The organism is Streptomyces sp. NPDC048331, from assembly GCF_043201215.1.
Classification (GTDB): Bacteria; Actinomycetota; Actinomycetes; order Streptomycetales; family Streptomycetaceae; genus Streptomyces.
Window position 1 is genome coordinate 39,288 of sequence record NZ_JBICYT010000007.1, and the last position, 13,281, is coordinate 52,568.

The following is a 13,281-nucleotide window of genomic DNA, read 5'->3' on the forward strand; positions in this document are numbered from 1 at the left end:
GTCGTCAGACCCCCCGTAGAGTGCAATGCCGAGCATTCCGCCCTTAGTTGGGCGGAAGGAACCCTCCCCGGACTCCTTGTCCTATTTTGGCACGAGGGTAGGGGAAGGGCGCAAGGGTGTAGTTAGTGCGGTCCGTCACGCTTGGGCCAATGGCCCGTATCGGGACGTAGGTCCTGGCACTACGTCCCAAATGCCATGATCAGGCCTCTGATCAGCCATTATTGACCGATCGACCGATACCGGACGATACGCGTGACCCCCTCTCGGGTGAAACCAGCCACATAGGCCCCTTTCAGCCTAATTCGCGAAAAGCCGCTCCCGGACCGCCCGCCACCGCTCCGCCAACCCCTCGTAGACCTCGGTCGCGCCCTCCGTGTCACCGGCCCGCAGGGCCGCGATGCCCGCCGCGAGATCCCCGGCCGAGCGGTCGGCCGCCAAGCGGTCCGCCGGCAGCGCGTGCACCAACCCGCCGTAGTCCAGTTCGACCAGCGAGCGCGGGTGGAACTCCTCCAGCCAGCTCCCCACCTCCACCAGGCCGTCGGCGAGCGCCCCGTACCCCTCCGCGTCACGCAGGGTCCGCAGCGCCCGGGCCAGCCGCCGCCGGGCCTGGACCATCGGCGTGCGGTAACGCAGCCGCTCGCCCGGCACGTGGTCCCGCTCCTCGTCCGCCACCAGGACGAACCAGCGCAGCGGGACCTGCCACACCCCCGTGCGGATCCACGGGCGCGCGTCCGGGTTCCGTTCGCGCCAGCGCTCGTAGTCCTCGACCGCCCGCAGACGTGCCCCCGGCGGGAGCGCGGCGTCCAGCACCGGGCGCGGGAACCACTCGACGAGCTCCTGCAGCGCCAGCCAGCCACGGAGCCGGGTGCGCCACGGGCAGACCAGCAGCACCCCGTCGACCACCGCGGTGAAGGCGTCCCCGCTCTCGTGGGCCGGCACCCCCACCACCGGGACCCGCACCAAGTCCGACAGCGACCGGCGCAGTTCGTCCTGGGCGGTGGGGGTCGCCCCGCGCCGGGCGTAGTCGGCCCAGTGCGTGCGCTCCGGCTCGGCGAAGGCCGCCAGGGGCTCGTAGACGCGCAGGTAGGAGGCGTACGGGACGGTCGGCGCCGAGCGCGCCGACGGCAGCGGGAGATCGGAGGATTCGCTCACGCTCTCGTACTGCCCTTCCGCGGGGCAGGGTTCACCTCCGGGCGCCCGCGCGCCCTCGGACCACGGGAGTGTTTCGATCCTCGGACAGGTCACCTACGGGCGGCCCTCAGGTCTTACTCTGCTCCCAGCACGCCCTCCCCCACCCGCAGGGCGGGCGTCTTTCCGCCGCATCTCTTCCATGGGAGTCACCACCGTGACCGAAATGACCGACGGCGTCCTGCACACCCTGTTCCGTTCGGAGCAGGGTGGCCACGAGCAAGTCGTGCTGTGCCAGGACCGCGCCACCGGCCTGAAGGCCGTCATCGCCATCCACTCCACCGCCCTGGGCCCCGCCCTCGGCGGTACGCGCTTCCACGCGTACGCCTCCGACGAGGAGGCCGTCCTCGACGCGCTGAACCTCTCGCGCGGCATGTCGTACAAGAACGCCCTCGCCGGTCTCGATCTCGGCGGCGGCAAGGCCGTGATCATCGGCGACCCGGACGTCCTCAAGAGTGAGGAACTCCTCCAGGCCTACGGCCGGTTCGTGGAGTCCCTCGGCGGCCGCTACGTGACCGCCTGCGACGTCGGCACCTACGTGGCCGACATGGACGTCGTGGCCCGCGAGACCCGCTGGGCGACCGGACGCTCCCCCGAGAACGGCGGCGCCGGCGACTCCTCGGTCCTCACCGCCTTCGGTGTCTTCCAGGGCATGCGCGCCAGCGCCCAGCACCTGTGGGGCGACCCGACCCTGCGCGGCCGCAAGGTCGGCGTGGCCGGTGTCGGCAAGGTCGGCCACTACCTGGTCGAGCACCTGCTGGAGGACGGCGCCGAGGTCGTCATCACGGACGTACGGGAAGAGTCCGTACGCCGGATCCTGGACAAGCACCCGGGCAAGGTCACCGCGGTGGCCGACACGGACGCGCTGATCCGCGTCGAGGGCCTGGACATCTACGCCCCCTGCGCGCTCGGCGGCGCCCTGAACGACGAGACCGTCCCGGCGCTCACCGCGACGATCGTCTGCGGCGCGGCGAACAACCAGCTCGCCCACCCGGGCATCGAGAAGGACCTCTCGGACCGCGGGATCCTCTACGCGCCCGACTACGTGGTCAACGCGGGCGGTGTCATCCAGGTCGCCGACGAGCTGCGCGGCTTCGACTTCGACCGCTGCAAGGCCAAGGCCACGAAGATCTTCGACACCACGCTGGAGATCTTTGCTCGCGCGAAGGCCGATGGCATTCCGCCCGCCGCCGCGGCCGACCGGATCGCCGAGCAGCGGATGGCCGACGGCCGCGCCGCGCGCGCGGTCTAGGCACTTCCGGGGCTCCCGGGTGCGCCCGCCGGGGTGCGGCGAGACGGAACTCACTGCACTTCGGCGGGTCGCCCGCCAGGAAAAGGTTAAAATCGCAGCTGACCAGCGAGGACGGGGCGCCTTGTTGGTTCTGCACCGGGGCGCGTCATGCGGGCGGCGTACCGTATGGCCGCGGAAGCAGGTACCGTTAAACCCCTACGGACGGTCTCTCCACGGAGAGCCCGCTCCGAACCATGAACGCGTGTCAGACTCTGGGGCCGTCGAGCCCCGTCACCGAGGGGGTCGAGCCATGGGGCGCGGCCGGGCAAAGGCCAAGCAGACGAAGGTCGCCCGCCAGCTGAAGTACAGCAGCGGCGGGACTGACCTCTCGCGTCTGGCCAACGAGCTGGGCGCATCGACCGTAGAACCGCTGCCTGTCAGCGAGCCGGTCGAGGTAGACGACGACGAACTGGACGAGGACGACCCGTACGCTCGGTACGCGGACCTCTACAACAGGGACGACGACGACGAGGACGAGGAGTCCGGGCCGTCGTCACAGCGTCGCGGCGCTTGACGCCCTGAGGCGTCTGCACGACAGACAAAGACTGAAACCCGGTCCAGGGCATCGCCCCGGGCCGGGTTTCAGTGCTGCTCAGCTCGCGTAGGAACCGGTCATGGTCGCGCCCTCGGTGTGGTCACCGCGGTCCAGGATCTCGCCCGCGACCCACGCGTCGACACCCCGGTCGGCCAGCGCGGTCAGCGCCACGTCCACCGACTCCTGCGGAACGACGGCCATCATGCCGACGCCCATGTTCAGGGTCTTCTCCAGCTCCAGCTGCTCCACCTGACCGGCCTTGCCGACCAGGTCGAAGATGGCGCCGGGGGCCCAGGTCGAACGGTCGACCGTGGCGTGCAGGTGGTCCGGGATCACCCGGGCCAGGTTCGCCGCGAGGCCACCGCCGGTGATGTGCGAGTAGGCGTGCACCTCGGCCGTCCGGGTGAGGGCCATGCAGTCCAGCGAGTAGATCTTCGTGGGCTCCAGGAGCTCCTCGCCGAGGGTGCGGCCGAGCTCCTCCACGTGGCTCTCCAGCGACATCTTGGCGCGCTCGAAGAGGACGTGACGGACCAGCGAGTACCCGTTCGAGTGAAGGCCGGACGAAGCCATCGCGATGACGGCGTCCCCCGTACGGATGCGATCCGCGCCGAGCAGGCGGTCGTACTCGACGACACCCGTTCCGGCACCGGCCACGTCGAAGTCGTCCGGCCCCAGCAGGCCGGGGTGCTCGGCGGTCTCGCCGCCCACCAGGGCGCAGCCGGCGAGGACACAGCCCTCGGCGATGCCCTTGACGATCGCCGCGACACGCTCGGGGTGCACCTTGCCGACGCAGATGTAGTCGGTCATGAAGAGCGGCTCGGCGCCGCAGACGACGATGTCGTCCATGACCATCGCCACCAGGTCGTGGCCGATGGTGTCGTACACGCCGAGCTGGCGGGCGATGTCCACCTTGGTGCCGACGCCGTCGGTGGCCGAGGCGAGCAGCGGGCGCTCGTAGCGCTTGAGGGCGGAGGCGTCGAAGAGGCCGGCGAAGCCGCCGAGGCCACCGAGGACCTCGGGGCGCTGCGTCTTCTTCACCCACTCCTTCATCAGCTCGACGGCGCGGTCGCCCGCTTCGATGTCCACGCCTGCGGCTGCGTAGCTGGCACCGGTGGTCTTCTCTGTCATGACAGGAGAGAGCTTTCGTGTCGTTACTGCGTGTGGTGCCGGGCCCTGGGAGAAGCCTCAAAGACAGGGCCCGGCGCAGGTTGAGCCAGGGCTACGGGCGACGGAGCGCGTCGGCGGCGTCCGTGCCGCCGGCCAGCTCGGTCTCCAGGAGCTGCTTGCCCAGGAGCTGCGGGTCGGGCAGCTCCATCGGGTACTCGCCGTCGAAGCAGGCACGGCAGAGGTTGGGCTTCTGGATGGTCGTCGCCTCGATCATCGCGTCGAGCGAGATGTAGGAGAGCGAGTCCGCGCCCATGGAGGTGGCGATCTCGTCGACCGTCATCCCGTTGGCGATCAGCTCGGCCCGGGTGGCGAAGTCGATGCCGAAGAAGCACGGCCACTTCACCGGCGGCGAGGAGATCCGGATGTGGACCTCGGCCGCGCCGGCCTCGCGGAGCATCTTGACCAGGGCGCGCTGGGTGTTGCCGCGGACGATCGAGTCGTCGACGACCACCAGGCGCTTGCCCCGGATGACTTCCTTGAGGGGGTTGAGCTTGAGGCGGATGCCGAGCTGGCGGATCGTCTGCGAGGGCTGGATGAAGGTCCGGCCCACGTAGGCGTTCTTGACCAGGCCGGATCCGTACGGGATCCCGCTGGCCTCGGCGTATCCGACCGCGGCGGGCGTGCCGGATTCCGGCGTCGCTATCACCAGGTCGGCGTCGACCGGGGCTTCCTTGGCCAGGCGTCGGCCCATCTCGACACGCGAGAGGTAGACGTTCCGGCCGGCGATGTCGGTGTCCGGGCGCGCCAGGTAGACGTACTCGAAGACACAGCCCTTGGGCTTCGCTTCCGCGAATCGCGAGGTACGAAGGCCGTTCTCGTCGATCGCGATGAGCTCGCCCGGCTCGACCTCGCGGACGAAGCTGGCGCCGCAGATGTCGAGGGCGGCGGTCTCGCTCGCGACCACCCAGCCGCGCTCCAGGCGGCCGAGGACCAGCGGGCGGATGCCCTGCGGGTCACGGGCGGTGTAGAGGGTGCCCTCGTCCATGAAGACGAGGGAGAAGGCGCCCTTGACCTGAGGCAGGACCTTGGCGGCCGACTCCTCGATGGTCAGGGGCTTGCCCTCGTCGTCGGTCTGACCGGCGAGCAGGGCGGTGACCAGGTCGGTGTCGTTCGTGGCCGCCACCTGGGTGGCACGGCCGTCCTGACGGGGGAGGTCGGCGACCATCTCGGCAAGCTCGGCGGTGTTCACCAGGTTGCCGTTGTGACCCAGGGCAATGGAGCCGTGGGCGGTCGCACGGAAGGTCGGCTGGGCGTTCTCCCAGACGGAGGCCCCGGTGGTCGAATAGCGGGCGTGACCGACCGCGATATGACCTTGGAGCGAGCCGAGAGAGGTTTCGTCGAAGACTTGGGAAACGAGGCCCATGTCCTTGAAGACGAGGATCTGGGAACCGTTGCTCACAGCGATTCCCGCGGACTCTTGTCCGCGGTGCTGCAGTGCATACAGTCCGAAGTAGGTGAGCTTGGCGACCTCTTCACCCGGAGCCCAGACACCGAAGACGCCGCAAGCGTCCTGGGGGCCCTTTTCGCCGGGGAGCAGGTCGTGGTTGAGTCGTCCATCACCACGAGGCACGCTTCCGAGTGTAGGCGAGATCGACCACTGGTCCGAATTGGGGACGGCCGGGAAATGTCACAGCACAGAGGGTGACCGATCCATTCCGTCTCGGTATCCGGAATGCCCTTGTTGACAGCCACATGGGCATTCGTACAGGCTCTCGCCCCATGCAGCCTCTCGGTGACCGGACAGTCACCCTCGTCGAGCGCCGACACGTGGACCTCGTCCGTGTCGCGAGCGCCATCTGTCGCTGTTCTGCGTAGTCACACGCCGCTTTTCGTTCTTTTCCTTCCTGCTCCCCGTCCGAGCCCGCCCTGCCGTGCCGCGCGCCGTCCCGCGCCGCCCGGGGCGGGCCGGCGGGCCATGCCTCGGAGTACCTGTGACCTCGTACGAACCCCACCTGTCCCGGCGCGCCTTCGGCGGTGCGGTCGGCGTGAGCGCGGCCGCCGCCGCGCTGGGGACGGCCGCCTCCCCGGCCGCCGCCGCCCCGACCCCCGGGGACGGGCCGAACGCGCCGCGGGAGACGGAGTTCCGGGCCGCGCGGCCCCGGCCGTCCCGCCGGCCGAACATCCTGTTCATCCTCGGCGACGACCTGGGCTGGGCCGACCTCTCCTCGTACGGCTCCCCGCACATCAAGACCCCGAACCTGGATCACCTCGCCCGCCAGGGCGTCCGGTTCACCGACGCCTACGCGGGCTCCGCGACCTGCTCACCGACCCGGTTCAGCCTCTACACCGGGCGCTACCCGGGCCGCACCGAGGGCGGACTGGCCGAGCCGATCGCGGACCGGTCCGTGGGCCTGGACCCCACCCACCCCACGCTGGCCTCGCTGCTGAAGGCCTCCGGGTACGCGACCGCGCTGATCGGCAAGTGGCACGCCGGATACCTGCCGGACCACAGCCCCACGAAGTCCGGCTGGGACGAGTTCTTCGGCAACTTCGGCGGGGCCCTGGAGTACTACTCCAAGCTGGGCCTGGGCGGCGAGTACGACCTCTACGAGGGCGACGCCACGTACCAGGACCTGCGCTACTACACGCGGATCATCACCGAACGGGCGAGCGAGTACGTCTCCCGCGACCACCACGGCAAGCCGTGGCTGCTGAACCTCAACTTCACCACCCCGCACTGGCCGTGGATCGCCGACGGGGACACGGAGCAGAGCGCCGAGATCGTCCGGCGGATCGAGGCGGGCGACGGGCGCGCCCTGTGGCACCAGGACGGCGGCTCGGTCGACAAGTACCGGGAGATGGTCGAGGACCTCGACCGTTCGATCGGCAAGGTGCTGGCGGCGCTGAAGCGTTCCGGCCGGGAGGAGGACACCCTCGTGGTCTTCTCCAGCGACAACGGCGGCGAGCGGTTCTCGTACAACTGGCCGCTGTCCGGCAACAAGGCCTCCCTCCAGGAGGGCGGCATCCGGGTGCCGAACATCGCGCGCTGGCCCGCCCGCTTGGACGGCGGCCAGGTCAGCCACGTCCCGGTGTTCAGCCCGGACTGGACGGCGACGCTGCTGGAGGTCGCCGGGGCGCGCCCGCACCCCGCCTACCCGCTGGACGGGGCGAGCCTGGCCGGCTACCTGCTGCGCCGCGAGAAGGTCGCCGAGCGGGACCTGTTCTGGCGGGTCCGGGGCGAGCGGGCGCTGCGCCGCGGGGACTGGAAGTACTACCGCGGCAAGGCGGGCAGGGACCAGCTGTTCCACCTCGCCGGGGACGTCCGCGAACAGGCCGACAGGGCCGCCGCGGAACCGGACCGGCTGGCGCGGCTGCGGGCGGCCTGGGAGCGGGTGGACGCCGGGCTCCTGCCGTACCCGGCCTGACCGCGGTCGCGCTCACTCGGCGGCCGAGGCCGCCTTCGCGGTCAGGCCCTTGCCGTCGGGCGCCGTGAGGCCGAGGGTCCGGCCCTCGACCTTCGCGGTGAGCGGGCCGCTGCCGAACAGCGCCGTCAGCGTCCGCTCGACCTCGCCCGCCGGCCCCTCGCAGGCCATCCGGGTCGAGGTCAACGGCCCGAAGGTGACCGTGGAGCCCTCCACGGTGGCCTGGGCGCTGAACCGGTTGCAGCCGAGGGTGCCGCTCACGGCGAGGTCCGGGGCGATGGTGAACCGCGCCTTCCCGGCCGCCTCGGCGGGCAGGGAAGCCGCGGTCCCACCGCTGACCAGGGATTCCACGGTCCACTCGGTCGTGGTGAGCGGGGCGTCGGTGGGCGCGGGCGCCGAGGTCATGGCGATGGTGCTCCCGTCGGCGGTCTTCAGGGTGAGCCGGTCGGGTCCCCGGTCGATCGTCAACTTGCCCCGGAACAGCTTGGCGAAGGCCGTCTCGAACTCCATGTCCGCGCAGGCCATGGTGGTCGAGGCGCCGGGCGTGACGGTCACCGAGGAGGTCCCGGCGAAGGCCGCCACCGCCGTGAAGCCGTTGCAGCCGTAGTTGCCCTTGACCTGGTTCGGGCCGATGTCGAGGTGGGCGCTGTCGGGCGCGTGCAGGGTGCGGCCGCCCGTGGTCAGGGACTCGACGGCCCAGGAACCCTGGGGATCGGGCAGCCGGGCTCCGTGGCCGGCCTCGCCCTGGCCGCAGCCGGCCAGGGCGAGCGCGAGGACGACGGTCAGGCTCGCGGCGGCGGGGACGTGCCGGAAGGTAGGCATGTCCCTGGGACGGACCGGGCGCCGCAGTGGTTCCACCATGGTCGTTCCCCTCAGCTCATCAGCGGCAGCAGCGCCGACAGATCGGCCCGCTCGCCGCTGGCCCGTACGTGCGCCTCGTCCAGGGCCGCGGCCCACTCCGTACGGCCGGTCGCGAGCCGGATCCAGGTCAGCGGGTCGGTCTCCACGACGTTCGGCGGGGTGCCGCGGGCGTGCCGCGGGCCCTCGATGCACTGGACCACCGCGAACGGCGGGACGCGGACCTCGACCGAACCGCCCGGCGCCTTGAGGGCGAGGGCGTCGGCGAGCAGCCGGGTGCACGCGGCCAGCGCCTGCCGGTCGATCGGGATGTCCAGTCCGGCGGCCCGGTTCAGGTCGTCGGTGTGGACCACCAGTTCCACGGTCCGGGTGACCAGGAAGTCGGCCAGGGTCATGTCCCCGATCCACAGGTCCAGCACGCGGTCGCCCGAGTGCGCGTCGAGCGCCTGCGCCATCCGGGCGGCCGCCCGGTCGTACAGCTCGGGCAGCGGGGCCCCGGTCAGGGTCTCCCTGGCGGCCTCTGAGATCTTCCCGGCGAGGGAGGCCGTGGCGAAGGGCCACTCGACCGCCGGCAGCTCGGCGACGGCGGCCGGCGGCCGGGCCAGCCCCCCGGCCAGCGAATCGGCGATCCAGGCGATGTGCCCGGCGAGTTCGGCGACGCTCCACTCACCGAGCCCGCTGGGACGTGCCAGCTGCTCGGGCCCCAACTCACCGACAGCCCGGCAGACATGCGCGAACTGCGTGGTGACGGCCGTGCGGATGCGGGCGGGGTCGTAGGTACGCGGCTTCTTCCCTCGGGGCGGCATGCCCCGACCCTACTCGGGGGCCGGCGGCACCGGCCGGTGCGGCCGCGCCGCTGCGCGGTGTCGGTGGCGTGGACGGTGGGGTGGGCGGCGAACCCTCCCGGGGGGTGACGACCGAGAAAGACCGAGCCCCCGTCCGGAGGACCGGACGGGGGCTCGGCTCGGGACGGATCAGGCCAGCAGGGCCGGGATCGTCGTCTCGTGGGCCTCGCGGAGCTCGGCCAGGGGGAGGGTGAACTCGCCCTGGATCTCGATCTCCTCGCCGTCCACGACACCGATGCGGGTGACCGGCAGGCCACGCGCACCGCACATGTCGGTGAACCGGAGCTCCTCGCTGCGCGGGACGGCCACGACGGCGCGGCCCGCGGACTCGGAGAACAGGAAGGTGAAGGCGTCCAGGCCCTCGGGCACCACGATCCGGGCACCGTTGCCGCCGCGCAGGCAGGACTCGGTGAGCGCCTGGATCACGCCGCCGTCGGACAGGTCGTGCGCGGCGTCGATCATGCCGTCGCGCGAGGCGGAGATGAGGATCTCGGCGAGCAGCTTCTCGCGACCCAGGTCGACCTTCGGCGGCATGCCGCCGAGGTGGTCGTGGACCACCTGGGACCAGGCCGAACCGCCGAACTCCTCGGCCGTGTCGCCCAGCAGGTACAGCAGCTGGCCGGCCTCCGAGAACGCCATCGGCGTACGGCGGTTGACGTCGTCGATCACACCGAGGACCGCCACGACCGGGGTCGGGTGGATCGCGATGTCACCGGTCTGGTTGTAGAGCGAGACGTTGCCGCCGGTCACCGGGGTGCCCAGCTCCAGGCAGCCGTCCGCCAGACCGCGGCAGGCCTCGGCGAACTGCCACATGACGTCCGGGTCCTCGGGGGAACCGAAGTTCAGGCAGTCGGAGATGGCCAGCGGCTTGGCGCCGGTCGCCGCCACGTTGCGGTACGACTCCGCCAGCGCCAGCTGCGCGCCCGTGTACGGGTCGAGCTTGGCGAAGCGGCCGTTGCCATCGGTGGCCATGGCCACGCCGAGGTTGGACTCCTCGTCGATGCGGACCATGCCCGCGTCCTCGGGCTGCGAGAGGACGGTGTTGCCCTGGACGAAGCGGTCGTACTGGTCGGTGACCCACGACTTCGACGCCTGGTTCGGGGAGGAGACCAGCGCCAGGACCTGCGCGCGCAGCTCCTCGGAGGTCTGCGGGCGCGGCAGCTTGCCGGCGTCGTCCGCCTGGAGCGCGTCCTGCCAGGAGGGGCGCGCGTAGGGGCGGTTGTAGACGGGGCCCTCGTGGGCGACGGTGCCCGGGGGCACGTCCACGATCTGCTCGCCGTGCCAGAAGATCTCCAGGCGCTCGCCCTCGGTCACCTCACCGATGACGGTGGCGATGACGTCCCACTTCTCGCAGATCTCCATGAAGCGGTCGACGTGCTGCGGCTCGACGATCGCGCACATGCGCTCCTGCGACTCGCTCATGAGGATTTCCTCGGGCGAGAGCGTCGCGTCGCGCAGCGGCACGGTGTCCAGCTCGACCCGCATGCCGCCGGAACCGGCGGAGGCGAGCTCGGAGGTGGCGCAGGAGAGCCCGGCGCCGCCGAGGTCCTGGATGCCCGCGACCAGCTTCTCCTTGAAGATCTCCAGGGTGCACTCGATGAGGAGCTTCTCCTGGAAGGGGTCGCCGACCTGCACCGCGGGGCGCTTGGTGGGCTTGGTGTCGTCGAAGGTCTCGGACGCCAGGACCGAGACGCCGCCGATGCCGTCGCCGCCCGTGCGGGCGCCGTAGAGGATGACCTTGTTGCCGGGGCCGGAGGCCTGGGCGAGGTGGATGTCCTCGTGCTTCATCACGCCGATGCAGCCGGCGTTGACCAGCGGGTTGCCCTGGTAGCAGGCGTCGAAGACGACCTCACCGCCGATGTTGGGCAGGCCCAGGCAGTTGCCGTAGCCGCCGATGCCCGCGACGACGCCGGGCAGGACGCGCCGGGTGTCGGGGTGGTCGGCGGCGCCGAAGCGCAGCGGGTCCACGACCGCGACCGGGCGGGCGCCCATCGCGAGGATGTCGCGGACGATGCCGCCGATGCCGGTGGCCGCGCCCTGGTAGGGCTCGATGTACGACGGGTGGTTGTGCGACTCGACCTTGAAGGTGACCGCGTAACCCTGGCCGACGTCGACGACGCCGGCGTTCTCGCCGATGCCGACGAGCATGGCGTCGTTCTGGGGGGCCTTCTCGCCGAACTGCTTCAGGTGGACCTTGCTGCTCTTGTACGAGCAGTGCTCGGACCACATGACCGAGTACATGGCGAGCTCGGCGCCCGTGGGGCGGCGGCCGAGGATCTCCCGGATCCGGGCGTACTCGTCCTCCTTGAGGCCGAGTTCCTTCCAGGGCTGGGAGGCGTCCGGGGTTTCGGTGGCGTTCTTGACGGTGTCGAGGCTCATGCGCTGACCAGCTTCTTCAGGACCGAGGTGAAGAACGGGAGGCCGTCGGTGCGGCCCGTCCCGATCAGCGGCTCGACCGCGTGCTCGGGGTGCGGCATGAGGCCGACGACGTTGCCCGCGGCGTTGGTGATGCCGGCGATGTCGCGCAGCGAACCGTTCGGGTTGCCGTCCAGGTAGCGGAAGGCCACTCGACCTTCGGCCTCCAGTTCGTCGAGCGTGCGCTCGTCGGCGGTGTAGCGGCCGTCCATGTTCTTGAGCGGTACGGAGATCTCCTGGCCGGCGGTGTAGTCGCCGGTCCACGCGGTCTCCGCGTTCTCCACCCGCAGCTTCTGGTCGCGGCAGATGAAGTGCAGGTGGTTGTTCCGGAGCATCGCCCCCGGCAGCAGGTGGGCCTCGGTGAGGACCTGGAAGCCGTTGCAGATGCCCAGGACGGGCATGCCGCCCTTGGCCTGCTCGATGATGGTCTCCATCACCGGCGAGAAGCGGGAGATGGCTCCGGCGCGCAGGTAGTCCCCGTAGGAGAAGCCGCCCGCGAGGACGACCGCGTCGACCTGGTGCAGGTCCTTGTCGCGGTGCCACAGCGAGACCGGCTCGGCCCCCGCGAGGCGGACGGCGCGCAGCGAGTCACGGTCGTCGAGCGTTCCGGGGAACGTGACGACTCCGATGCGAGTGGTCACCGTCAGGCCTCGACCTTCACGGTGAAGTCTTCGATGACGGTGTTGGCGAGGAACGTTTCGGCCATCTTGTGGATGCGGTCGAGGGCGGCCTGGTCGACCGGTCCCTCCACCTCGAGCTCGAAGCGCTTCCCCTGGCGGACGTCGGCGATCCCCTCGAAGCCCAGGCGCGGCAGTGCACGCTGCACCGCCTGGCCCTGGGGGTCGAGGATCTCCGGCTTGAGCATGACGTCGACTACGACGCGTGCCATCGGGCACTCCCGTGTGTGGTTGGTGCGAAGGCGGTTCCATCAGCGTACCCGGCTGAAATTTCTACGCGGGTAGATATCCCGGGGCCTTGATCACCACGTCGTTTCGGCTTCACCAACGCTTCGCAAAATCCGCCGGAAAACCACGCGCCCGGCATTGCGGCGGGACACGCGGAGAGAATTAACTGGGCTTCGCAATGCAATGGGAATCGAGGTACAAAGGAATCACTCCGGATTCCGGATGAAAGTTGCATTGCCCCGAAACATCCACACAGGCGACATCACCGCACGTCAGCAGGTGGCGACGTCGCACGAAGGGACCGATATCCGTGGCGCAGCGCGTAGTGGTCACGCTCTCCGACGACATCGATGGCGGAGAAGCGGCGGAGACGGTCGTGTTCGCTCTGGACGGAAAGTCCTACGAGATCGACCTCAATGTGGCGAACGCAAAGAAACTGCGGAAGGGGCTGGCCCCCTTCGTCGCCGCCGGCCGTCGCCAGTCACGCTCGGGGAAGGTCTTCAAGCACACCGCCGTCGCCCCCGACCCGGCGGTCGTCCGCGCCTGGGCCCGCTCGAACCAGTTCGAGGTGCCGCCGCGCGGCCGCATCCCGAAGAAGATCTACGAGGCCTACAACGCGGCCCACTGAGGGTCGATTTGCCATCCACCCCCATCTGTCGGCTAGTGTGTGGATCACGCCGAGGGGCCAGACCGCAGGTCAAAGCCTCCGAGGTCG

The 13,281-nt window shown here is 70.5% G+C and carries 13 protein-coding genes; 5 read left to right on the plus strand and 8 right to left on the minus strand.

The features are described 5' to 3' along the window. Positions 1–297: 297 nt before the first annotated feature. The gene (locus tag ACGFYY_RS13150) at positions 298–1,152 is read right to left on the minus strand and encodes a hypothetical protein (protein WP_365265951.1); all 855 of its coding nucleotides are present in this window, start codon (positions 1,150–1,152) and stop codon (positions 298–300) included. 193 nt (positions 1,153–1,345) lie between these two features. On the opposite strand from ACGFYY_RS13150, the gene ACGFYY_RS13155 reads away from it, so the two are divergent. Both ACGFYY_RS13155 and ACGFYY_RS13160 read left to right on the plus strand, forming a co-directional pair. Next, positions 1,346–2,440: a Glu/Leu/Phe/Val dehydrogenase dimerization domain-containing protein gene (locus ACGFYY_RS13155; protein WP_365265949.1), complete on the plus strand. Its 1,095-nt coding sequence runs from the start codon at positions 1,346–1,348 to the stop codon at positions 2,438–2,440. Between the two features lie 289 nt (positions 2,441–2,729). Next, a complete protein-coding gene (locus tag ACGFYY_RS13160; RefSeq protein WP_030009392.1) occupies positions 2,730–2,993 on the plus strand; it encodes a DUF3073 domain-containing protein in 264 nt (87 codons plus the stop codon). Positions 2,994–3,071: 78 nt separating this feature from the next. On the opposite strand, the gene purM is transcribed toward ACGFYY_RS13160, so the two are convergent. Continuing rightward, positions 3,072–4,142 carry a phosphoribosylformylglycinamidine cyclo-ligase gene (purM, locus tag ACGFYY_RS13165; protein WP_033223414.1) on the minus strand — a complete coding sequence of 357 codons (1,071 nt, stop codon included), beginning with the start codon at positions 4,140–4,142 and terminating at the stop codon, positions 3,072–3,074. A gap of 91 nt (positions 4,143–4,233) precedes the next feature. Further along, entirely contained in the window at positions 4,234–5,751 is a 1,518-nt protein-coding gene (gene purF / locus ACGFYY_RS13170; RefSeq protein ID WP_030726287.1) for an amidophosphoribosyltransferase, read from the minus strand. 149 nt (positions 5,752–5,900) lie between these two features. Here purF and ACGFYY_RS13175 point away from each other — a divergent pair, with 149 nt between their 5' ends. Together ACGFYY_RS13175 and ACGFYY_RS13180 are read left to right on the plus strand one after the other, a co-directional pair. After that, positions 5,901–5,996: a putative leader peptide gene (locus tag ACGFYY_RS13175; protein WP_324617183.1), complete on the plus strand. Its 96-nt coding sequence runs from the start codon at positions 5,901–5,903 to the stop codon at positions 5,994–5,996. Between the two features lie 116 nt (positions 5,997–6,112). Beyond that, positions 6,113–7,546 carry a sulfatase-like hydrolase/transferase gene (locus ACGFYY_RS13180; RefSeq protein ID WP_393709007.1) on the plus strand — a complete coding sequence of 478 codons (1,434 nt, stop codon included), beginning with the start codon at positions 6,113–6,115 and terminating at the stop codon, positions 7,544–7,546. 12 nt (positions 7,547–7,558) lie between these two features. Here ACGFYY_RS13180 and ACGFYY_RS13185 read toward each other — a convergent pair whose 3' ends face one another. The 5 genes from ACGFYY_RS13185 to purS all read right to left on the minus strand — a co-directional run bounded on the left by ACGFYY_RS13185 (position 7,559) and on the right by purS (position 12,550). Continuing rightward, entirely contained in the window at positions 7,559–8,365 is an 807-nt protein-coding gene (locus tag ACGFYY_RS13185; protein ID WP_393709009.1) for an META domain-containing protein, read from the minus strand. Positions 8,366–8,415: 50 nt separating this feature from the next. Then, positions 8,416–9,207, minus strand: a complete 792-nt coding sequence (locus ACGFYY_RS13190) for a sterol carrier family protein (protein WP_393709011.1) — start codon at positions 9,205–9,207, stop codon at positions 8,416–8,418. A gap of 168 nt (positions 9,208–9,375) precedes the next feature. Next, a complete protein-coding gene (purL, locus tag ACGFYY_RS13195) occupies positions 9,376–11,625 on the minus strand; it encodes a phosphoribosylformylglycinamidine synthase subunit PurL (RefSeq protein ID WP_365265940.1) in 2,250 nt (749 codons plus the stop codon). Continuing rightward, positions 11,622–12,302, minus strand: a complete 681-nt coding sequence (purQ, locus tag ACGFYY_RS13200) for a phosphoribosylformylglycinamidine synthase subunit PurQ (protein ID WP_030768819.1) — start codon at positions 12,300–12,302, stop codon at positions 11,622–11,624. Before purQ ends, purL begins: the two co-directional genes overlap by 4 nt. A gap of 2 nt (positions 12,303–12,304) precedes the next feature. Beyond that, the gene (purS, locus tag ACGFYY_RS13205; RefSeq protein ID WP_030009438.1) at positions 12,305–12,550 is read right to left on the minus strand and encodes a phosphoribosylformylglycinamidine synthase subunit PurS; all 246 of its coding nucleotides are present in this window, start codon (positions 12,548–12,550) and stop codon (positions 12,305–12,307) included. 326 nt (positions 12,551–12,876) lie between these two features. Between purS and ACGFYY_RS13210 the strand changes: the two genes are divergently transcribed. Further along, positions 12,877–13,194, plus strand: coding sequence for an Lsr2 family protein (locus ACGFYY_RS13210; RefSeq protein WP_033223404.1), 318 nt, complete (start codon positions 12,877–12,879; stop codon positions 13,192–13,194). Positions 13,195–13,281 lie beyond the last annotated feature (87 nt).